This window comes from Streptosporangium sp. NPDC049078 (assembly GCF_040648855.1).
Taxonomy (GTDB): domain Bacteria; phylum Actinomycetota; class Actinomycetes; order Streptosporangiales; family Streptosporangiaceae; genus Streptosporangium.
This window is the reverse complement of record NZ_JBEZEL010000007.1, coordinates 253,738-274,861: the sequence shown is the minus strand read 5'-3', so window position 1 is coordinate 274,861 and position 21,124 is coordinate 253,738. Positions and strand designations below refer to the sequence as shown.

General features: G+C 70.0%; 19 protein-coding genes. 16 read left to right on the top strand and 3 right to left on the bottom strand.

Features of this window, described 5'->3' with window-relative positions; translation table 11 throughout:
• Window positions 1-33: 33 nt before the first annotated feature.
• From AB0B90_RS14170 to AB0B90_RS14110, 13 genes are all read left to right on the top strand, one after another.
• A complete protein-coding gene (locus tag AB0B90_RS14170) occupies window positions 34-1,815 on the top strand; it encodes an ABC transporter substrate-binding protein (protein WP_350947736.1) in 1,782 nt (593 codons plus the stop codon).
• A gap of 130 nt (window positions 1,816-1,945) precedes the next feature.
• A complete protein-coding gene (locus AB0B90_RS14165; protein WP_350947735.1) occupies window positions 1,946-2,941 on the top strand; it encodes an ABC transporter permease in 996 nt (331 codons plus the stop codon).
• Window positions 2,942-3,027: 86 nt separating this feature from the next.
• On the top strand, window positions 3,028-3,843 hold the full coding sequence (locus tag AB0B90_RS14160) for an ABC transporter permease (RefSeq protein WP_350947816.1): 816 nt from the start codon (window positions 3,028-3,030) through the stop codon (window positions 3,841-3,843).
• Window positions 3,844-4,785, top strand: a complete 942-nt coding sequence (locus AB0B90_RS14155) for an ABC transporter ATP-binding protein (protein ID WP_362922730.1) — start codon at window positions 3,844-3,846, stop codon at window positions 4,783-4,785.
• A 17-nt stretch (window positions 4,786-4,802) separates the two neighbouring features.
• Window positions 4,803-5,690 carry an ATP-binding cassette domain-containing protein gene (locus AB0B90_RS14150; RefSeq protein ID WP_350947733.1) on the top strand — a complete coding sequence of 296 codons (888 nt, stop codon included), beginning with the start codon at window positions 4,803-4,805 and terminating at the stop codon, window positions 5,688-5,690.
• Between the two features lies 1 nt (window position 5,691).
• A complete protein-coding gene (locus AB0B90_RS14145; RefSeq protein ID WP_362922727.1) occupies window positions 5,692-8,064 on the top strand; it encodes a glycoside hydrolase family 2 protein in 2,373 nt (790 codons plus the stop codon).
• Between the two features lie 438 nt (window positions 8,065-8,502).
• Window positions 8,503-9,858 (top strand): RNA-guided endonuclease IscB, encoded by a 1,356-nt coding sequence (iscB, locus tag AB0B90_RS14140; RefSeq protein WP_362922725.1) that lies wholly within the window; start codon window positions 8,503-8,505, stop codon window positions 9,856-9,858.
• Window positions 9,858-10,121: a phosphoribosyl-ATP diphosphatase gene (locus tag AB0B90_RS14135; protein WP_350947730.1), complete on the top strand. Its 264-nt coding sequence runs from the start codon at window positions 9,858-9,860 to the stop codon at window positions 10,119-10,121. Before iscB ends, AB0B90_RS14135 begins: the two co-directional genes overlap by 1 nt.
• A gap of 61 nt (window positions 10,122-10,182) precedes the next feature.
• Window positions 10,183-11,028 carry an ATP phosphoribosyltransferase gene (hisG, locus tag AB0B90_RS14130; protein ID WP_350947729.1) on the top strand — a complete coding sequence of 282 codons (846 nt, stop codon included), beginning with the start codon at window positions 10,183-10,185 and terminating at the stop codon, window positions 11,026-11,028.
• A gap of 133 nt (window positions 11,029-11,161) precedes the next feature.
• Complete coding sequence (locus tag AB0B90_RS14125; RefSeq protein WP_350947728.1) at window positions 11,162-12,046, top strand: ABC transporter ATP-binding protein; 885 nt, start codon at window positions 11,162-11,164, stop codon at window positions 12,044-12,046.
• Window positions 12,046-12,780, top strand: coding sequence for an ABC transporter permease (locus AB0B90_RS14120; protein WP_350947727.1), 735 nt, complete (start codon window positions 12,046-12,048; stop codon window positions 12,778-12,780). Before AB0B90_RS14125 ends, AB0B90_RS14120 begins: the two co-directional genes overlap by 1 nt.
• Window positions 12,777-13,937: a sensor histidine kinase gene (locus AB0B90_RS14115; protein WP_362922722.1), complete on the top strand. Its 1,161-nt coding sequence runs from the start codon at window positions 12,777-12,779 to the stop codon at window positions 13,935-13,937. Before AB0B90_RS14120 ends, AB0B90_RS14115 begins: the two co-directional genes overlap by 4 nt.
• Window positions 13,934-14,539, top strand: a complete 606-nt coding sequence (locus tag AB0B90_RS14110; RefSeq protein WP_350947725.1) for a response regulator transcription factor — start codon at window positions 13,934-13,936, stop codon at window positions 14,537-14,539. Before AB0B90_RS14115 ends, AB0B90_RS14110 begins: the two co-directional genes overlap by 4 nt.
• A 7-nt stretch (window positions 14,540-14,546) precedes the next feature.
• On the opposite strand, the gene AB0B90_RS14105 is transcribed toward AB0B90_RS14110, so the two are convergent.
• The 3 genes from AB0B90_RS14105 to AB0B90_RS14095 all read right to left on the bottom strand — a co-directional run bounded on the left by AB0B90_RS14105 (window position 14,547) and on the right by AB0B90_RS14095 (window position 18,021).
• A complete protein-coding gene (locus tag AB0B90_RS14105) occupies window positions 14,547-15,395 on the bottom strand; it encodes a siderophore-interacting protein (RefSeq protein WP_350947724.1) in 849 nt (282 codons plus the stop codon).
• Between the two features lie 50 nt (window positions 15,396-15,445).
• On the bottom strand, window positions 15,446-16,774 hold the full coding sequence (locus AB0B90_RS14100) for an aminotransferase class V-fold PLP-dependent enzyme (RefSeq protein ID WP_350947723.1): 1,329 nt from the start codon (window positions 16,772-16,774) through the stop codon (window positions 15,446-15,448).
• 149 nt (window positions 16,775-16,923) lie between these two features.
• Window positions 16,924-18,021 carry an EAL domain-containing protein gene (locus tag AB0B90_RS14095; protein ID WP_350947722.1) on the bottom strand — a complete coding sequence of 366 codons (1,098 nt, stop codon included), beginning with the start codon at window positions 18,019-18,021 and terminating at the stop codon, window positions 16,924-16,926.
• 131 nt (window positions 18,022-18,152) lie between these two features.
• Here AB0B90_RS14095 and AB0B90_RS14090 point away from each other — a divergent pair, with 131 nt between their 5' ends.
• The 3 genes from AB0B90_RS14090 (at window position 18,153) to AB0B90_RS14080 (ending at window position 21,097) form a co-directional block, all read left to right on the top strand.
• The gene (locus tag AB0B90_RS14090) at window positions 18,153-18,809 is read left to right on the top strand and encodes an acVLRF1 family peptidyl-tRNA hydrolase (protein ID WP_350947721.1); all 657 of its coding nucleotides are present in this window, start codon (window positions 18,153-18,155) and stop codon (window positions 18,807-18,809) included.
• Window positions 18,810-19,168: 359 nt separating this feature from the next.
• Window positions 19,169-20,767, top strand: coding sequence for an ABC-F family ATP-binding cassette domain-containing protein (locus AB0B90_RS14085; protein WP_350947720.1), 1,599 nt, complete (start codon window positions 19,169-19,171; stop codon window positions 20,765-20,767).
• Between the two features lie 114 nt (window positions 20,768-20,881).
• Window positions 20,882-21,097 carry a helix-turn-helix domain-containing protein gene (locus AB0B90_RS14080; RefSeq protein WP_030904785.1) on the top strand — a complete coding sequence of 72 codons (216 nt, stop codon included), beginning with the start codon at window positions 20,882-20,884 and terminating at the stop codon, window positions 21,095-21,097.
• Window positions 21,098-21,124: the final 27 nt, after the last annotated feature.

The following is a 21,124-nucleotide window of genomic DNA, read 5'->3' as shown; positions in this document are numbered from 1 at the left end:
GGGAGCGCTCCCATGCTGGAGAGGAGACTGTCGATGCGGATTCGACGAAGGTTCGCGATCCTCGGATTGGCGGCCTGTATGGTCGCGACCGGGTGCACCGGAGGATCCACGACGCCGTCCGCCCCGAGTGCGGCGCCGCAGGGTTCCGGCGCCGCGGCCCCGTCCGGCGGTGCGGGTGGTGCGGGCGACGCGAACGCCGCGTTCCCCCGCAACGAGACCCTGTACACCAGTGGCACCCAGTGGGGTCCCCCCGCGAACTGGAACCCGTTGCGGACCTGGGACTCGGCGGTCGGCACCAAGGGGCTCATCTACGAGACCCTGTTCCTGTACGACCCCCAGACGGACGAGTTCACCCCCTGGCTGGCCGAGAGCGGCACCTGGACGGACGACAAGACCTACGACCTCAAGATCAGGCAGGGGGTCACCTGGGCCGACGGCAAGCCGTTCACCGCCGACGACGTGGTCTTCACGGTCGAGCTCGGCAAGATGAAGACCATCCCCTACGCCAACCTGTGGGACTGGCTGGAGAAGGTCGAGGCGGTCGACCAGAGCACGGTCAGGTTCACCTTCTCCAAGGCCAACTACCAGCAGTGGGCCAACTGGGTCTACGGCAACGCGATCGTCCCCAAGCACATCTGGGAGGGCCGCTCCGAGGAGGAGGTGCTGAACGGCGTCAACGAGAAGCCGGTCGGCACCGGGCCGTACGCCTACCACAGCCACGACCAGGACCGGATGGCCCTGGTCAAGCGGGACGGCTGGTGGGCCACCGCCGCGCTGGGCAAGGACGTCAAGCCCAAGTACGTCGTCGACATCGTCAACTCCAGCAACGAGGTCGCGATGGGCCTGCTGCTGCAGAAGGGCCTGGACCTCAGCAACAACTTCCTGCCCGGGGTGGCCAACCTGGTCAAGGGCAACTTCGGTATCAAGACCTACTATCCCGAACCGCCCTACATGCTCTCGGCCAACACCGCCTTCCTGGTGCCCAACACCAAGAAGAAGCCGTTGGACGATCCCGCCTTCCGCAAGGCGATCGCCAACTCCGTCGACACCAAGAAGATCGTCGAGGGTGTCTACGGCAACCTGGTCAAGGCGGCCGGCCCCACCGGGCTGCTGCCCCAGTGGGACAAGTACGTCGACCAGGCCGTGGTGAGCGAGAAGGGCTTCTCCTTCGACACCAAGAAGGCGAAGAAGCTGCTGGCCGACGCCGGATACAAGGACGGCGACGGCGACGGGTTCGTGGAGAACAAGGACGGCTCCAAGGTCTCGCTGAAGGTCATCGTCCCGGCGGGGTGGACCGACTGGATGGAGGCGAGCCGGGTGATCGCCGAGGGCGCCAAGGCGGCCGGGATCGACCTCACCCCCGAGTTCCCCGACTACAACGCGCTCGTCGACCAGCGCGCGTCCGGCAAGTTCGACCTGCTGCTCAACAACGAGCGGCAGCTGTCCAACACCCCCTGGATGTACTACGACTACATGTTCCGGCTGCCGATCAACAAGCAGCAGAACACCGTCAACTTCGGCCGCTACGAGAACAAGAAGGTCTGGGACCTGGTCCAGGATCTCGACGGCAAGAAGGCCGACGACCTCGAGGGCATGAAGCAGGTCGCCTCGGAGATCCAGAAGATCCAGCTGGACGATCTGCCGGTGATCCCGCTCTGGTACAACGGCCTGTGGGCGCAGACCAGCAACGCGGTCTGGACCAACTGGCCCTCCTCCGACGCCGCGACGCCCAAGAGCCCGCCGACCATGTGGCGCAACTGGCTTGAGCTGGGCGGGGTGCTCACCCTGACCGAGCTGAAGCCCGCCGGAGGCTGATCCCCGCGATCCTCACCCCCCTTCCCGCGCCGCCCGCCCGGCCCTCGCCCCACCCGGGGCGGGACGACCGGCCGGCCAGGTTCCGTGGCCGCGCGGGGAGGGGCCCATCTCGCCGATTCTGGAGGATCGCGTGCGACGCTATTTCGGCCGGAAGCTGCTCGTGTACGGGCTCACCTTCCTCGTGGCCGTCACGATCAACTGGATGATCCCGCGCTTCATGCCTGGCGACCCGGTCCAGAGCATGCTGGCCAGGGCGAACGTGTCACAGCCCGCCGCCGTGGAGGCGATGCGGGCCCACTACTCGAACCTGTTCGGGCTCGACCTGCCGCTCTGGGAGCAGTACGCCAACTTCTGGGCGGCGCTCTTCCGGGGCGACCTGGGGACCAGCATCTGGCTGTTCCCCACCCCGGTGACCGACGTCATCGTGCGGGCGGTGCCGTACACGCTGGCGTTGCTCATCCCCTCCATCCTGCTCAGCTGGTGGGCGGGCAACAGGTTCGGCGCCTTCGCGGCCAGACGCAAGTGGCTGGACAACACGGCCCTGCCGATCGGGTACGTGCTCACCGCCACGCCCTACATGTGGCTCGCCATCCTGATGGCCTGGGGACTGGGCATCGTGGCCGGGATCTTCCCCGTCTCCGGCGGCTACAGCTTCTCCATGCGGCCCAACTGGTCGTGGGAGTTTCTCGGGAGCCTGGCGCTGCACTGGTTCCTGCCGTTCGTCTCGCTCTTCCTCGTCGCGTTCGGCGGCTGGGCGATCGGGATGCGCAACATGATCATCTATGAGCTGGAGGCCGACTACTCCACCTACCTGTCCTCGCTCGGGGCCTCCCAGCGGCTCATCCGGCGCTACGCGTTCAGGAACGCGGTCCTGCCGCAGATCACCGGCCTGGCGCTGCAACTCGGCGTGCTCGTGGCCGGGGCACTCGTCACCGAGATCGTCTTCTCCTATCCGGGACTGGGGCACCTCATCCTCAAGGCGATCCAGAACCAGGACTTCTTCCTGCTGCAGGGGACCTTCCTGTTCATCGTCGTGGGAGTGCTGATCGCCAACTTCATCATCGACATCGTCTACGTCCTGGTCGACCCGCGTACCAGGACCGGGATGGGAGGGGAGGCCGCGTGACCGCCGTGCCCGCGGACCCGCGCCAGGAGGGGAAGGCCGTCGTGACGGCCGTGCCCGCCAGGCGCCGCGAGGGTCTGTACTTCGCGATGCGCAACGGAAAACTGCTGGCGGGGCTCGCCGTGCTGGTCCCGCTGCTCGTCCTCGCCGTGGCCGCCCCCGTGATCGTCGGGGGCGACCCCAACGCCTACGTCGCCGCCCCCGCCTCGCCGCCCTCGGCCGAGCACTGGTTCGGCACCACCATGTTCGGCCAGGACATCTTCGCCCAGTTCGTCTACGGACTCAGCCTCACCTTCCAGGTGGGGGTGCTCGGCGGCGGGCTGGCCGCGATCATCGGCATGGCGGTCGGTTTCACCGCCGGATACCGGGGCGGGCTGGTCGACGAGGTGCTGAACATGATCACCAACATCGTCCTGGTCCTGCCCGCGCTGGCGGTGCTGCTGATCGTCAACGCCTACCTCGGTGTACGCAGCGTCGGCGTGCAGGCGCTCTTCATCGGGCTCACCTCCTGGCCCTGGGCGGCGAGGGCGATCAGGGCCCAGACCTTCTCGCTGCGCTCGCGCGACTTCGTGGACCTGGCCAGGCTCAGCGGCGTGCGCACCTGGAAGATCATCGCCAGGGAGATCGCCCCCAACATGAGCTCCTACCTCTTCATGACCTTCATCCTGCTGTTCGGCGGGTCGATCCTGATCGCCGCCTCGCTCGACTTCATCGGGCTCGGCCCGAGCGAGGGCGTCTCGCTCGGCCTGATGCTCAACAACGCGGCTCGCTGGAGCGCCCTTCACCTGGGCATGTGGTGGTGGTTCATCCCGCCGGGGGCCGGGATCACCGCCATCGTCGGAGCCCTCTACGTGATGAACGTCGGCCTCGACGAGGTGTTCAACCCGAAACTGCGGGAGCTGTAGATGACTCTGCGTGTGAACGACCTGCGGGTCCACTACAGGACCCTGCGCGGCGAGGTGAAGGCGCTCGACGGCGTCAGCTTCGACGTCGGCGACGGCGAGATCCTCGGCCTGGCGGGCGAGTCCGGCTGCGGCAAGACGACCCTCGGCAAAAGCCTCATCAGGATGGACGGGCGGATGCGGCTGGCCGGGGGCGGGGTCGAGCTGGACGGCGAGGAGCTGCCGATCGGCGACGACCGCCGGATGAACCCCTTCCGCTTCAGCCGGGTCTCCCTCATCCCGCAGTACTCCATGAGCGCGCTGAACCCCACCAGGAAGATCGGCCGGATGGTCACCGAGCTGCTCGCCTCCCGGGGCGAGCGCCTCGACGTCGCCGAGCTGGAGCGACGCCTGGACCTGGTCGAACTGCCCCGCGACGTCCTGGATCGCTACCCGATCGAGCTGTCGGGCGGGATGAAGCAGCGGATGGTGATGGTCGTCTCCACCCTGCTCGACCCGTCCCTGCTCATCGCCGACGAGATCACCTCCGCGCTCGACGTGTCGACCCAGAAGGCCGTGGCCAGGACCCTGGTGGAGTTCAGGGACCGGGGCTTCGTGCGCAGCATGATCTTCATCACCCACGACATCTCGCTCACCTACCAGATCGCCGACACGATCATGGTCATGTACGCGGGAAGGCTGGCCGAGAAGGCGCCGGCGGGCGTGATCGTCGGTGAGCCGCGCCATCCGTACACCCGGATGCTGATCTCCTCGCTGCCCGAGGTCGGCGTCCGCCACGCCGAGCGCAGGCTGTCGGGCATCCCCGGCAGGCCGCCCTCACTGCTCGACCCGCCCTCGGGCTGCCGCTTCAGGGACCGCTGCCCGCTCGCCTTCGAGCGGTGCGCGGAGGACCCACCGCCGGTCGAGGTCACCCCCGGCCATCACGTCGCCTGCTGGAAGGCCTGACCCGAAGGATTCGGACGATGTTGAGCCTCGAAGGGGTCACCAAGACCTACCGGGTGGGTGCCTTCGGCACCGCGACCCTCACCGCCGTGGACGACGTGAGCCTCGACCTGGCACCGGGGGAGGTGGTCTCCCTCATCGGTGAGAGCGGAAGCGGCAAGACGACCCTCGGCAAGACCGTACTCGGGCTGGTCCGCCCCACGAAGGGCCGGATCACCCTCGACGGCGAGCCGGCCAGGCCGGGCAAGGCCTACTACCGGCACGTGCAGGGGGTGTTCCAGGATCCGTTCAGCTGCTACAACCCGGTCTTCAAGGCCGACCGGGTGCTCCAGATGATCAGGAACGAGTACTTCCCCGGCGTCGCCGACTCCGAGTGGGCCGGCAGGATCGACACCTCACTCAAGGACGTCGGCCTCGACCCCGGGCAGATCCTGGGCCGCTACCCGCACCAGCTCAGCGGCGGCCAGCTGCAGCGCCTGCTGATCGCCAGAGCGCTCCTGCTCGACCTCAGATACCTCGTCGCCGACGAGATCACCAGCATGCTCGACGCCTCCACCAGGATCGACGTCCTCAACCTGCTCGCCGACCTGAAGTCGCGCGGCCTCGGGGTGCTGTTCGTCACCCACGACCTGTCGCTGGGCAACTACATCAGCGAACGGGCCGTGGTCCTGTACCGGGGACAGGTGGTCGAGTCCGGTCCCACCGACCTGGTGTTCGGCAACCCCCTCCACCCGTACACGATCAAATTGCTGTCGTCGGTGCCGAGACTCACCGCCCGGTGGGACGGCGAACCCGCCACCGCCCCCGCGGGGGACACAGGAGAGGGACCCTCCACGCTGGTGGAGGCCGAACCCGGTCACCTCGTCCGGCGGGGCGAGGGCACATCCACGGCATCCGCGGGAGCGTGAGTTGAGGGAACTACACGACGGCTGGACCCTTCACCAGGTGGGCGGGGACCTCTCGGGCGTCCCGGCCACGGTGCCGGGGTGCGTGCACACCGATCTGCTGGCGGCCGGGCTCGCCGAGGACCCGTACCTGGACGACAACGAGAACCGGCTGACCTGGATAGGCCGCTCGGCCTGGGACTACGAGACGGTCTTCGCCTGGCACGCAGACCGGCACGACCGCACCGACCTGGTCTGCGAGGGCCTCGACACCATCGCCGCGATCGAGCTGAACGGCGTGGAGGTCGCCCGCGTCGCCAACCAGCACCGCTCCTACCGCTTCGCGGTGCGGGAGCTCCTGCGCGAGGGCGAGAACTCGCTGCGGGTGCGCTTCGACTCGCCGGTGGAGTACGCCGAGGCGCGCAGGGCCGAGCTGGGCGACCGGCCGGGCGCCTACGAGGCGCCCTACCAGTTCATCCGCAAGATGGCCTGCAACTTCGGCTGGGACTGGGGACCGGCCGTCGTCACCTCCGGCATCTGGCGCCCCATCGGCCTGGAGGGCTGGAGCGTGGCCAGGCTCGCGTCGGTGCGCCCGCTGGTGAGCGGGGACGAGCGGGTCGAGGTGCACGTCACGGTCGAGCGCGCCGACCGTGACATGCACCTCACGCTGACCGCGGAGGTGGCCGGGATCCTGGTGGAGACGACGCTGGCCCCCGGCGAGTGCGAGGCCGTGCTGGCGCTGCGGGTGCCCGGCCCCCGGCTGTGGTGGCCGCGCGGTTACGGCGGTCAGGACCGCTACGAGCTGGCCGTACGCCTGTCCGAGCGGACCGGCGAGGCGCTGGGGGAGCCGTGGACGCGGCGGATCGGCTTTCGCGACGTCCGTCTCGACCGCACCGACGAGGCCTTCACCGTGGTCGTGAACGGCGTGCCGGTCTTCGTGCGCGGCGCCAACTGGATCCCCGACGACTGCTTCCCCGCCAGGGTGACCCGTGAGCGGCTGGCCGAGCGCTTCGGCCAGGCCGCCGACGCGAACGTCAACCTGCTGCGCGTCTGGGGCGGCGGCCTGTACGAGAGCGAGGACTTCTACGACCTGGCCGACGAGCTCGGCATGCTGGTGTGGCAGGACTTCCCGTTCGCCTGCGCGGCCTATCCGGAGGAGGAGCCGTTCGCCGCGGAGGTGGAGGCCGAGGCGCGCGAGAACGTCACCCGGCTGTCCTGGCGTCCCTCGCTGGTGCTGTGGTGCGGCAACAACGAGAACATCGAGGGCCACGCCGACTGGGGCTGGCAGGACGGCCTGGAAGGACGCACCTGGGGAGCGGGCTTCTACTACGAGCTGCTGCCCGCCCTGGTGGCCGAGCTGGATCCCACCCGTCCCTACTGGCCGGGCAGCCCCTATTCGGGGAGCCCCGACCTGGCGCCCAACGATCCCTCGCGCGGCACCACGCACATCTGGGACGTGTGGAACCGTGAGGACTACACCCGCTACGGCGCCTACCGCCCCCGTTTCGTCGCCGAGTTCGGCTTCCAGGGCCCGCCCGCCCACAGCACCCTGCGCGACGCCGTCGGCGGCGAACTCACCCCCGACGCGCCCCTGGTCCTGCACCACCAGAAGGCGCACGAGGGCAACGCCAAGCTGCTGCGCGGTCTCGGCGAGCATCTGCCCGCCCCGCGGACCTACGACGACTGGCACTACCTGACCCAGCTCAACCAGGCCAGGGCCATCACCTTCGGCATCGAGCGTTTCCGCTCCCTGGCGCCCTACTGCGCGGGCACGATCGTCTGGCAGCTCAACGACTGCTGGCCGGTCGTCTCCTGGTCGGCCGTCGACGGGCGCGGACGGCGCAAGCCGCTGTGGTACGCGCTGCGCCGCGTCTACGCCGACCGCCTGCTCACCGTCCAGGACGGCGCGGTGGCCGTGGTCAACGACGGTCCGCAGCCCTGGAAGGGTGAGCTGGAGCTTCGGCGACTCGCCCTGGACGGGGAGCCGCTGGCCAAGGAGAGCGTCCAGGTCGAGGTGGCGCCCCGCTCGGTGGCGAGGATCCCCCTCCCGGACCCGGTGGCCGTCCCTCGCGACCCGTCGGCCGAGCTGCTGTCCGTACGGCTGGACGGGCACCGCGCGATCCGCTTCTTCGCCGAGGATCCGCGGGTCGCCTTCCCCGCCGCCGTCTACGACACCGAGGTGACCCCCGCGCGGGGCGGCGGCCTGGACGTCACCGTCACCGCCCGCACCCTCCTGCGCGACCTCGCCCTCTTCCCCGACCGCCTCGATCCGGCCTCCTCGGTCGACGACATGCTGATCACCCTGCTGCCCGGCGAGAGCGTCACCCTGCACGTCACCGGCTCGCCCGACCCCGCCGCCCTCGTCACCCGCCCGGTGCTGCGCTGCGTCAACGACTGAGCGCGGGCGGCGCGTGTCCCAGAGAGTGGACCTGCGCGCGGCGGGGCCGGTGGCCCGTTAGGCTTGACGGGCACATCCGACGATTCCGAGAGAGATCGTCAACGACCTTGGCCTGAGAGCCGGGGCTTGAGGTGCGGTTCCGCGCGCCTGAAGCCCCATGTTGACCAGCCCTAGCCATCACGAACTGGAGGTGTGATCCAGATGGCTACGTTGAACACACGTCAGCAGACCGACTCCGGAGTGCTTCCTCAGCTCCGGACCCTCGAATCCGCGTCAGCAGACACCCCCCGAGGTGGGGACGAAACGGGACGTGGACGCCGTAAGGCAACGGGTGTTCAACCTGGGCGAGGGGAGACCGGTCCGGCCGCACCGCCGCGCCGGCGTCACCCCGAGGACGCTTCGGCGCCCGAGGGAGCCAACCGTGAGGTTGATCCGGCCGTGTTCGTCCTGGACAGGTACGGCCACCCGCTGGATCCCTGCCATCCCGCCCGTGCCCGTCGCCTGCTGGCGGCCGGGCGGGCGGTGGTGGCACGCCACACCCCGTTCGTCATCCGCATCAAGGACCGGTCGATCGCCGACTCCACCGTGGCAGGTGTGCGAGTGGGCATCGACCCCGGCTCCAAGCACACCGGCCTGGCCGTGTTCACCGACCACGACGGCAATCGGACCGGTAGGTATACGATCCAGCTCGACCACCGAGGCGCGGCGATCCGTGACAAGCTCGCCGTCCGCTCGCGGTATCGACGCCGACGCCGCGGTAAAAACCTGCGGTATCGCGCACCCCGTTTCTCCAACCGCACCAAACCGAAGGGGTGGCTCGCACCGTCGCTTCGCCACCGCCTTGACACCACCTTGTCGTGGGTGGCACGGCTCACCCGGTGGACGCCGGTCACCGCCATATACGTGGAGCGGGTCGCGTTCGACACCCATGCCCTTAGCGCGGGCAAACCCCTGAAAGGGGTGGAATACCAGCAAGGCACCCTCGCCGGATACGAGGTCCGCGAATACCTACTGGCCAAATGGGGTCGGGTATGCGCCTACTGCGGCAAGCAGGACGTGTCGCTCAACCTCGACCATATCCACCCGCGCTCCCGGGGCGGCTCGGACCGGATCAGCAACCTCACCCTGGCGTGCATCGACTGTAACCAGGCCAAGAACGCCACCCCGGTGCAGGAGTTCCTGAAAGGCAGGCCCGCCCTCCTGGCGAAGATCCTTAAGCAGGTGAAGGCTCCGCTGTGCGACGCGGCTGCTGTCAACACCACGCGATGGGCGCTATGGCGAGCACTGTTGGCGACCACTTTGCTGGTGGCCGCTTCCTCCGGAGGTCACACGAAGTGGAACCGCTCTCGCACCGGCGCACCGAAGTCGCACACTCTTGACGCGTTGCACGTCGGCCCTCTGGGGGGTGTCACCGCCTGGCCCTCGATGGTCTTGGTGGTCAAGGCGACCGGCCGCGGCACCTACGCCCGTACTCGCACCGACCGTTACGGCTTCCCCCGGCTGAGGCTGCCCCGGACCAAGCAGGTCAAGGGGTTCGCCACCGGCGACCTGGTCCGCGCCGTCGTACCGAGCGGCAAGAAGACCGGTGTCCACCGCGGCCGGGTCGCGGTCCGCAGTACCGGTAGTTTCAACATCACCACCCGGCACGGCATGGTGCAGGGCATTCACCATCGCCACGTCCGGCTGCTCCAACGAGCAGACGGCTATGGCTACACCACCCACCCAGAAGCGCGGCACCGTGCCGCGTTTCCTCCCGGCCCTGAAGGGCCGGGTCTCCACGCTGGAGATAATTGATGAAGACCTTCGAAGAGCTGTACGCCGAGCTGTCCGACAAGGCGCGCACCCGGCCCGAGGGCTCGGGCACCGTGGCCGCGCTGGACGCCGGGGTCCATGCCATCGGAAAGAAGGTCGTGGAGGAGGCCGCCGAGAGCTGGATGGCGGCCGAGCACGAGTCGAACGAGCGGACGGCCGAGGAGATCTCCCAGCTCCTCTACCACGTGCAGGTCCTCATGATCGCCAAGGGGATCGGGCTGGACGAGGTCTACAAGCATCTGTGAGCCGGTGCGCCCGGCTCCCGGTCTCGTAGGCAGTCTCGTCCACACGTAAGGAAATCCCGCCATGCTGCGTCTCGCCGTACCCAACAAGGGCGCCCTCACCGAGGGTGCCCAGACGATCCTCAAGGAAGCCGGATACCGCGTCCGCAAGGACAGCAAGGAGCTCGTGGTCGTCGACCCCGAGAACTCCTGCGAGCTGTTCTTCCTGCGGCCCAAGGACATCGCCGTCTACGTCGGCGAGGGAACCCTGGACGCCGGGATCACCGGCCGCGACATGCTGCACGACTCCGGGGCGCGGGTCGAGGAGATCATCCCGCTCGGCTTCGGCCGTTCCACCTTCCGCTTCGCCGCCAACCCCGGTGAGTTCGACGCCGTCGCCGATCTCAAGGGCAGGCGCATCGCCACCGCCTACGCGGGCCTGCTGGAGGCGTACCTCGCCGAGCAGGGCGTCGAGGCCCGGGTGATCAAGCTGGACGGCGCGGTCGAGACCGCGATCCGGCTGGGCGTGGCCGACGCGGTGGCCGACGTCGTGGAGACGGGCACCACGCTGCGCAACATCGGCCTGGAGGTGTTCGGCGAGCCGATCGCCCGCTCCGAGGGCGTGCTGATCAAGGGGGTCGGCACCGAGGAGAGCGCGGGCCTGCGGCAGCTGATTCGTCGCCTGCAGGGCGTGCTGGTGGCGCGCGACTACGTGATGATGGACTACGACATCCGCGCCGAGCGGATCGAGGAGGCCATCGCCCTCACCCCGGGCATGGAGGGGCCGACGGTCTCCCCGCTGCACCGGGAGGGCTGGGTCGCGGTCCGGGCCATGGTCCCCCGCAAGGGACACCAGCAGATCATGGACCAGCTCTGGGAGATGGGCGCCAAGGCCATCCTGGTGACCGCCATCTTCGCCTGCCGTCTCTGACCCGTCGTCCGTGATCTTCCGCGCCACCGGTACGCCCACCCGGTGGCGGTGCCGGCGTACCTGACAAATGTCATCCCCAAACCAGGAGGAGCGGCACTGAGGGTTCCCGCCGGACGCTCCTAGCGTTGAGGGCATGGACGCCATCGCCCTCACAGACGTGAGCAAGAGCTACGGCGACGTGCTCGCCGTAGCGGGCCTGAACCTCTCCGTCGAGGTGGGCCAGACCGTCGCCCTGCTCGGCCCCAACGGGGCCGGCAAGTCGACCTCGATCAACATGATGCTGGGTCTGACCCGCCCGAGCGGCGGCCGGGTCGAGATCCTGGGAGGCTCCCCCGAGGCGGCCGTCGCCCGGGGGGAGATCGGGGCCATGCCGCAGAGCGGCGAGCTCATCGGTGAGCTCACGGTCAGGGAACTCGTCGACTTCGTCCGGCGGCTCTACCCAGAGCCGCTCGCTCTCGACGAGATCCTGCGGGTGGCCGACCTCACCGAACTGGCGCGCCGGCGCGCAGGCGCGCTGTCCGGCGGGCAGGCCCAGCGGGTCAGGTTCGCCCTGGCCATCGCGGGCGCGCCCAAACTGCTGGTGCTGGACGAGCCCACCGCGGCCATGGACGTGGAGTCACGGCTGCGTTTCTGGAAGAGCATGCGCGACTACGCCGCCGAGGGCCGGACGATCCTGTTCGCCACCCACTACCTGGAGGAGGCCGAGGAGAACTCCGACCGGGTCATCGTGATCACCCGGGGCCGGGTGGTGGCCGACGGCACCGCCGCCCAGATCACGTCGGGGATCGGCGAGCACGTCGTCCGCTTCACCCTGGGCGGGCAGCCGGTCGCGGGGCTGGACGGCCTGCCGGGTGTCCTCGCCGCGGAGATCTCCCAGGGGGTCGCCACGATGCGCACCGCCGACCCCGACGCCACCGTGGCGGCCCTGTACCGGAGCACCTCGCTGGAGATCCGCGACCTCAGGATCATCGGCGCCGACCTCGAAGACGCCTTCCTCGCCCTCACCCGGGAGCCCTGATGCCGAACTACGTCAAGATCGAGGTTCTGCGGATGTTGCGCAACAGGCGTTACATCATCTTCGTGGTGGGATTCCCCACGGTGTTCTACCTGATCTTCTCCGGCATCTGGGGTGCCGAGCCGGATTCCGGCGGGGTGAGCGCCGCGGTCGTCCTCATGGTCTCCATGGCCGCGTACGGGGCGATCGCGGCCAGCCTGATGAGCACCGCCGTGCCGTGGGCGCAGGAGCGGCAGTCCGGCTGGCTCCGCCAGCTTCGGGTCACCCCGCTGCCCGGCTGGGCGATCATCGTCACCAAGCTGGTCGCCGCGCTGCTGCTGGTGTTGCCGTCCATGGCGCTGGTCTGCCTGGCCGCGATCCTCACCCAGGGCGTCCGGCTGCCGGTGGGGGAGTGGCTCACGCTGGTCCCGGCTCTGTGGATCGGTGCCCTGCCGTTCGCCGCGCTCGGCCTGCTCATCGGTTCGCTGCTGCCCGCGGACGCCGCGCAGTCGGCCGCGATGATCAGCGCGTTCGGGCTGGCGATCCTGGGTGGGCTGTGGTTCCCTGTGGAGATCATGCCCGAGGCCATGAGAAGCGTCGTGCACGCGATGCCCTCCTTCTCCTACGTCGACATCGGCCACCACCTCGTCGCCGGCGACGCGGCGCCGCCGTCCGAGATGGTGATCGTCGCGCTCTGGGCCGCGGCGCTCGGCACCGCCGCGGTGCTCGCCTACCGCAGGGCACTCGTCCGGGCATGATCCGCGTCTCCGCGCTCACCTTCGGCGGGACGGGCGAGCGCCCGTCCCGCCTCCGGCGTCTGCTGGGGATCTCCGTCGGCCTGGTCTACCTGTGCTTTCCCGTCCTGGAGATCGTCACCGGCGAGCTGTCGGGAGCCGGTGCCGTCTGGGGCGGCGCCGGTCTGGCCGCCTTCGTCGCCCTCTACATCGCCACGGTGCTGAGCCCGAGGAACTTCGGGGACCCCACTCGCCTGACGTACTGGCTGCTGGGGGTGACCACGCTGCTGGGGGTCGGCCTGGCGGTGGCCTTCGGCGGCGGTTGGCTGACCCTGCCGATCTACATGGCCGTGGTCTACGGCATGGCGCTGCGTCCGAGGCTCTCGGTGATCGGTGTCCTCGCGATGGGCCTCGCCGTCGCGCTGATCGGCCTGCTTGAGGAGAACGACCCCGGTGCGACCCTGGTGCTCGTCTTCCAGGTCATCACACTCGGCGTCCTGTTCATGGGGGTGCGCAACACCCGGATGCTGGTGGTGAGGCTCCGCCAGGCACAGGAGGAGGTGGCGCGGCTCGCCGCGAGCGAGGAGCGGCTGCGCATCGCCAGGGACCTGCACGACCTGCTCGGCCACAGCCTGTCACTGATCGTGCTCAAGAGCGAGCTGGCCGGACGGCTGGCGGAGAGCGGCTCGGAGCGGGCCGTGGCCGAGATCCGCGACATCGAGTCGGTGGCCAGGCAGGCGCTGGTCGAGGTGCGCGACACCGTCACCGGCTACCGCCAGCGCGGCCTCTCCGGCGAGTTGGACGGGGCCCGCGCCGCCCTGGAGGCGGCGGGGACGAGGCTCACGATCCGGCTCGCGGGCCCCCCACTGCCGGAGGAACTGGACGAGCTGCTGGGCTGGGCGGTGCGGGAGGGCGTCACCAACGTCATCCGGCACGCGCGGGCGACCCGGTGCGAGATCGAGGTGACGATGGACGAGAGGGCCGCGACCCTGAAGATCGCGGACGACGGGCGCGGCACGGCCACGGACGGGCAGGGCAGCGGGCTGACCGGGCTCACCGAGAGGGTACGGGCGGCCGGTGGCACGGTGTCCGCCGGGCCGCGGCCGAGCGGTTTCGTCCTTCTGGTCACGGTGCCGCACACCGGCATCCTTCACCCGCCGGCGAAGGAGGGGAGTCGGTGATCAGGGTGCTGCTGGTGGAGGACCAGGCGATGGTGCGGGGCGCCCTGGCCTCGCTCCTCGGCCTGGAGCCCGACATCGAGGTGGTGGGGGAGGCCGCCGACGCCGTCGAGGCGCTCGCCGTGGCCCTGCGGATCCGGCCGGACGTCGCGCTGCTCGACGTCGAGATGCCCGGCGACGACGGCATCGTCGCCGCCGCACGGATCCGCGAGGCGCTGCCCGGCTGCCGGGTCATGATCCTGACGACCTTCGGCCGCCCCGGCTACCTGCGCAGGGCGATGGAGGCCGGCGCGACGGCCTTCCTGGTCAAGGACAGTCCGGCCCGTGAACTCGCCGCCGCCGTCCGGCGGGTGCACGGCGGCGAGCGCGTCATCGACCCGGGCCTGGCCGCCGCCGCGCTCAGCGCAGGCCCCAACCCGCTGTCGCCCCGCGAGCGTGACGTCCTGGTCGCGGCCTCGGGCGGAGCCGGTATCGCCGACATCGCCGCACGGTTGCACCTGTCGGAGGGCACGGTCCGCAACTACCTCTCCTCGGCCATCCGCAAGACGCACGCCCGCAACCGCATCGAGGCGGTCGAGCGGGCCCGCACCCAGGGCTGGCTCTGAGCGGGGTTCACGAGGAGAGCGCCGCGGCCTCCTCGGCCTCGATCCGCTCGTTCCACTCGCGCTTGGAGGAGCGCCACGCCTCGTCGTCACGGCCCAGGCGCCAGTAGCCCGAGATGGAGAGTCTCGCCAGCGGGATACCGCGCTCGGTGCGCAGGTGGCGTCTGAGATCGCGGACGAAGCCCGCCTCTCCGTGGACGAAGGCGTGCACGTCTCCTTCGGGGAAGTCGAGTTCGCGGACGGCCTTGACCAGCCTCTCGCCGTACTGGGCGGGACCCCGGTGCAGCCAGACGATCTTCACGTCACCGGGGGAGTCGATCCTCTGCTCCTCCTCGGGGCCGGCGACCTCGATGAAGGCCCAGGCGCGGGCGCCGGCGGGGAGGTTCTCCAGGGAGACGGCGATGGCGGGCAGCGCGCTCTCGTCCCCCGCGAACAGGTGCCAGTCCGCCTCGGGGTCGGGCGCGTACGCGCCGCCGGGGCCGAAGAAGTGGACCTCCTCACCGGGCCGGACCCGGTCGGCCCACGGTCCGGCCAGGCCGGCGTCGCCGTGGTGGACGAAGTCGAGTGTGAGCTCGCCCGCCTCGGCGTCCCAGCGGCGCACGGTGTAGGTGCGGGTGGTGGGCCACTGCTCGCGGGGCAGGGCGCGCATCGCCTCCATGTCGAACGGCCGGGGGTAGCTCACCCCGGCCGGGGCGAACAACAGCTTGACGTAGTGGTCGGTGTAGCCGTCCGTGCGGAACCCGGAGAGTCCTTCGCCGCCGACCACGACCCGGATCATGTGGGGAGTGAGCCGCTCGACCCGCCGGACCAGGCCGCTCGTCACCTTCCGGTTGCGGCGCTCGGCTTTCTCGTCTGCCATATGTCACTCCGTGAGGGTCTAAGTTAGGTGAACCTAACTCGTACCATATGTCACCGGAGCGTGGCGACGGCCCTCACCGCCTGGTCGACCTGTTCGGGGGTGGTGACGATCCCGGTCCCGAAGCGCAGGTAGACGTCCCGGTACGGGGTGGCGCTGGTGATGATCCGGTGGTCCCTGCGGAGCCTGCCCACCGCGGCGGGGGCGTCCACGCCGTCGATCGCGCAGCAGATCAGGCCGGCCGACAACTCGGGGGAGACCGGGGTGATCAGCCGTACGTTGGGCAGGGCCGCGAGCCCCGCTTTGAGCTGGGTGGCCTGCTCGGCGATCCTGGCCGCCACCCGTTCCTTGCCGATGGCCCGATGGAAGGCGAACGCCTCGTTCAGCGCCCAGCGGTGCTCGAAGCTGTGGTAGCCGCCGGGGGTGTGCAGGAGCCCGCCCGGGCCGTACGGTTCGTCGCCCGTCCCCGGGTCGACGGTCACGTTGGAGAAGCTCGCGACCACCGGCAGCAGCGCGCCCCAGGCCTGCCCCTTTCCCCACAGGACGCCGGTGCCCCGGGGGCCGAACAGCCACTTGTGGGTGCCGCCGGCCAAGAAGTCGCAGCCCAGCTCCTCCACCCCGTCGGCCGTCGCGCCCAGGCCGTGCACCCCGTCCACGCACAACAGCGCCCGGTCCTCGACGTCCCTGGGGCGGTTGGCCTCGGCGACCATGTCGGCGATCGCCCTGACCGGCATCCGCACCCCGGTGCCCGAGTGCACCCAGGTGATCGCCACCACCCGGGTCCTCGGTGTGAGCGCGGCCTTCAGCCGGGAGACGATCTCGTCGGCGGAGGCCTTGGCCGGGTCGTCGTACAGGCGGACCCTGCCGACCTTGGCGCCGGTCCTCGCGGCGAGCAGCCGCAGGCTCTCGTGGGTGGCGAAGAAGTCGTGTTCGGTGGTGAGCACGTCCTGGCCGGGGAGCAGGCGCATGCCGCTGTAGAGCAGGCCCAGGCCCATCGTGGTGCTGTCGGTGAGGGCGACGTCGGGTGCGTCGGCGCCCAGGTAGGCCGCGGCGGCCTCGCGCACCACCCGCTCCCTGTTCTCACCGTGCAGGTAGGCGTCGGTGTCGGTGTCGAGGCCGCGCCGGTGCTCCTCGATCGCCCGCCGCACCTGGGCGGGGTGGGCGGCGAGGACGTAGGCGGCGAACTGGGCGTAGGAGGGGTCGAGCGGGAACTGGGCCCGCACCGACTCCCAGCTGGCGGGGTCGAACGACGGAGGCCGTGACGCGGTGGGGGCGGCGGGTTCTTCGCCCGGGGTGCAGCCGGACAGCGCGGCCCCGGCTCCGGCCAGGAGTCCCGCGCCGAGCAGCCCTCGCCGCCCGACCCGAGGTCCGCGCTCGCCCATCTGGCACCCCTCGCCGTCGTCCCGCCCTGTGCCCCTTCCTATCGTGATCATGCCCGCCTGCCAAGAGGGCGCGACGGATATTAAGATCTACAATGTAAAGGCGTCGGGCCGGGTCGAGAGGGATCGCACCGCCCGCGGACGCGACCTCCTCAGCTCTGCATGGCCGCGACCTGGCGGATCAGGTCGGAGACCCGGACGACGCCCATGCAGCGCCCCACCTCGTCGGTGACGACCAGGTCGTCGTAGACGCGCTCGGCGTCGCGGCCGGCGACCTGCATGGCCGCTATGGCGGGGGTGGTCCTGGGGACCGTGCGGGCGGGGTCGGCCAGTCGTCCGGCGGCCTTCCTGCCGTGCAGGGCGTGGCCGAAGCGCCCGGCGATCGACAGCAGGAAGCGACTGCGGTCGAGGCTGCCCTTCGGGCGCTGGTACTCGTCGACGAGGATCACGCTGGTGATGGACGGCTCGCTGCCGAAGGCGTCGATCACGGCCTCGGCGGTGGCGTCGTAGGGGAGGGTCACCGCGGGCAGCAGGAACTCGTGGACCCGGGGCCCGAGGACCAGCCGGGAGGACTCCTGCTCGACGACCGGGAGCGGTACGTGCACCCGCCCCGACGGGCCGGGGACCAGCAGAGGGCCCTGGGCCAGCCGCACCCCCCAGCCGCGGATCGCGGAGAGCTGCGCCTCGTCCCTCACCCCCGGGGCCAGCACGTGCGCCCCCGTCCCCCGCGCGAGCCTCGCCAGGCCTTCGCCGATCGCTGCGCGACGCGGGTCGTGGGGAACCTGGGCGATCAGGTCCGGTGAGATCACCGCCAGGTAGGGCGCCGCGTCGGCGACCAGGTCCAGCGGGACGTGCCCGGTGCCCAGGTCGCCGACCGCGATGAGGTAGCCGATGGCGCGCAGGCCGTCCAGCCCGGTGAGCAGGGAGCGGCGCTCGAACTGGGCGAAGTCGCCTCGTACGGTGAGGATCACCTCGCGGGGCCGCCGGCCTGAGGCGCGCAGGGCCTCGTGGAGCGGCGCGAGCGCGGCCGAGCCGCCGATCACCGCGGCCGCCGGCAGGGTGAGCACCAGGGGGAGCAGGATCTCGCTCGCGGCGACCTCGCGCACCGTCTGGACGGTCGAGGAGATGTTTCCGCGGCTTCCGCCGTCGGCCTGGAAGGCGATGACGCCTCCGGTGTCGAGATCGACGACAGGCGTGACACCCGTGCCTGCCGCGGAGGACTGCGGGACGGCTCGCGCTCTGGTGGTCACGTTCCGAGCATGGGGCATCCTTTGACGGTGCATAAGTAACGCACTGTGATGTTCACCGACTTTTCGCCGTTCGTTGGACTTGACCGGGGGGATCGTGTGTCCGGCGAGGTCGGCCGGTAGTGTCGCGTTCCATGACGTCGCGACCGGCCAAGGGGGGAGGCCGCTGGGTCTCCGTGGCGCCCGAACGCCTGAACCGCTGGATCGACGGCTTCGTCGACCGGCACGGTCCGCCGAGCGTGACGGCCTCGGCCTCCGTCGTACGCCTCGACGGCGCGGACGGCGCGGTCGCCGAGTGCCAGGTGCCGTTCCCTCCGCTCACCGGTGCCGGGGGTGGTCCGATCGCGCGCCTGGTCACCCACGTGCGCACCGAGCGCAGGATCGGTGTGTTGCTCGTACGGCTGGGCGGCCACGCGGCGGGCATCTTCCAGGGCGAGGAGCTGCTCTCCTCCAAGGTCGGCTCACGGCAGGTCCACGGGCGCAGCGCGGCGGGCGGCTGGTCACAGCGGCGCTTCGCCCGGCGCAGGGAGAAGCAGGTGGACCAGGCGCACGAGGCGGCGGCGGAGGTGGCGCTGCGCGTCCTCGGCCCGCACGTGGGTGAGCTGGAGGCCGTCGTGCTGGGCGGGGACCGGCGCGCGATGGACGCGTTGCGGCCCGACCGCAGGCTCGCCCCGGTCTTCGCGCTGGAGACCGAGCCCTTTCTGACGGTCCCCGATCCTCGGCTGGTGATCCTCAAGGACACCCCCGCCCAGTTCCGCGCGGTACGCATCAGGGTGAGCGACCCCCTCTGACCGGGCGGATGTGGCCGGGCGTGCCGCGAGGCGGGTGCGGTGAGCGGATCCCGCGTGAGCGGGCGTCGCGTGAGGGGACACCACGGGGGCCCGTGAGGCGGGTGTGGTGACAGGGAGCAGGCGTGAGTGAGGGCGGGACCGGCTCTCGCGCGAGCCGGTCCCGCTTGAGCTGGGCTCACATAATCGTGGAGAAGCCGGCCGGTGCCGCGCCGTACACTGATCGGTATGCGCACTCCCGATTGACCGTCGTCCCCATGAAGGCGAGACGGCCGAGCCGAGAGCCGGGAGACACAGGGCGCGGCGGGTTCGGCCACAGTGATGTGAGCCTGTGTATTTCCTGCTGGGAGTGTTCTCCAACCATGATCGTAGCTTCTGACATCGAACTGCGGGCCGGGGCCCGGTTGCTCATCGAGGGCGCGTCCTTCCGGGTGAACCCCGGTGACAAGATCGGGCTCGTCGGCCGGAACGGGGCGGGGAAGACCACGCTGACCCGGGTCCTCGCCGGAGAGGGGTCGCCCGCCTCGGGCACGGTCGCCATCAGCGGCGAGGTCGGCTACCTGCCGCAGGACCCTCGTACGGGTGATCTGCACATCCTCGCCCGCGACCGCATCCTGTCGGCGCGGGGGCTCGATCAGGTGCTGCGTGAGCTGCGTGAGGCCGAGCTCGGCATGTCCTCGGCCGACGACCGCACGCGGGACCGCGCGGTCCGCGCCTACGGGCGCCTGGAGGACCGGCTGCACGTCCTGGGTGGATACGCCGCGGAGTCGGAGGCCGCCTCCATCGCCTCCAGCCTGGGATTGCCCGACCGGGTGCTCGGCCAGCCGCTGGAGACCCTCTCCGGGGGGCAGCGCAGGCGGGTGGAACTGGCCAGGATCCTCTTCAGCGGGGCGGAGACTCTCCTGCTTGACGAGCCGACAAACCACCTAGATGCGGACTCAATCGGGTGGCTTCGTGATTTTTTACGATCTCACCAGGGCGGCTTGATCATTATCAGCCACGACGTCTCGCTTCTTGAAGCGACGGTAAACCGCGTCCTGCACCTCGACGCCAACCGCGCGGTGATCGACACCTACAACGTCGGCTGGAAGGCCTATCTGGCCCAGCGCGAGACCGACGAGAAGCGCAGGAGGCGTGAGCGGGCCAACGCCGAGAAGCAGGCCTCGGCCCTGATGTCGCAGGCCGACAAGATGCGGGCCAAGGCCACCAAGGCGAAGGCCGCGCAGGACATGCAGCGCCGTGCCGAGCGGCTGTTGTCGGGCCTGGAGGTGGAGCGGCGCGGCGACAAGGTCGCCAAGCTGCGCTTCCCCCAGCCGGCCCCGTGCGGGCGCACCCCGATCATGGCGGAGGGGCTGTCGAAGTCGTACGGCTCCCTGGAGGTCTTCACCGACGTCGACGCGGCCGTCGACAGGGGGAGCAGGGTCGTCATCCTGGGCCTGAACGGTGCGGGCAAGACCACTCTCCTGCGGATTCTCGGCGGCATCGAGGAGCCCGACACCGGTGCGGTCAAGCCGGGACACGGGCTCAAGCTGGGTTACTACGCGCAGGAGCACGAGACGATCGACCCCGAGCGCACCGTGCTGGAGAACATGCGCTCGGCCGGGGGAGAGCTTCCCGACGTGGAACTGCGCAAGGTTCTGGGCTCGTTCCTGTTCACCGGGGACGACGTGGACAAGCCCGCGAGGGTGCTGTCGGGCGGGGAGAAGACGCGGCTGGCGCTGGCCACGCTGGTGTTGTCCGCGGCGAACGTCCTCCTCCTCGACGAGCCCACGAACAACCTCGATCCGGCGAGCAGAGAGCAGGTTCTTTCGGCGCTAACGTCCTATTCTGGGGCAATTGTGCTTGTCACGCATGATGAGGGTGCTGTAGAGGCTCTACGACCCGATAGGGTGATCTTGCTGCCTGACGGAGTTGAAGACGCGTGGAGCGACGAATTTTCCGATCTTGTGGCACTTGCCTGATCTTAATTTGAGCGGGTACGGATCTTTTCCCGTGGAGTAGGTAGCCGATCTCGCTGAAATGACTGATCATGGCGTGTGTAACGCTGCGGAAGTCTGGCACTACAGGAGGTACTCGTGGCCGAGACTCTCAAGAAGGGCACCCGGGTTACCGGGGCCGACCGTGAAAAACTGGCCTCCGATCTCAAGAAGCGCTACAGCGCGGGTGAGAGCATCCGCGCCCTGGCCGCTTCGACCGGTAGGTCGTACGGGTTCATCCACCGCATCCTGAGCGAGTCCGGTGTGACTCTGCGCGGGCGCGGTGGCGCCACCCGAGGCAAGTCCAAGCGCTGACCCCGCCTCGGAACGCGCGACCGCAGC